The 261-nt window shown below is 44.4% G+C and carries 1 protein-coding gene; it reads left to right on the top strand.

Annotation, left to right across the window (positions count from 1 at the left end; all coding sequences use genetic code 11):
* Window positions 1-261, top strand: a 261-nt coding sequence (locus tag AAEY78_RS13705; protein ID WP_352339898.1) for an ATP-binding cassette domain-containing protein, incomplete at both ends; no start/stop codon positions are given.

Genomic DNA, 261 nt, shown 5'->3' with positions numbered 1-261 from the left:
ATCTGCAACAAGACCATCGATTGTTTCAGGGGACATTACGAGAAAACTTATTAATCGGTATGGCAGCGCCCAATGATGATGTCTTGCAAGATACTCTAAATAGAACAGGGCTCATAAACTTGGTATCGAGCCATTCAAGCGGTCTTGACCTGCCGATTAGTGAAGGCGGTAAAGGACTGTCAGGTGGACAAAAACAACTGGTGGCGTTCACTCGTTTACTATTGACCAAACCCGATGTATTTTTGTTAGACGAGCCTACTG

This window comes from Psychrobacter sp. 16-MNA-CIBAN-0192 (assembly GCF_040309565.1).
Taxonomy (GTDB): domain Bacteria; phylum Pseudomonadota; class Gammaproteobacteria; order Pseudomonadales; family Moraxellaceae; genus Psychrobacter.
Note: the sequence above shows the minus strand (reverse complement) of the source record. Positions and strands in the feature narration are given on the sequence as shown.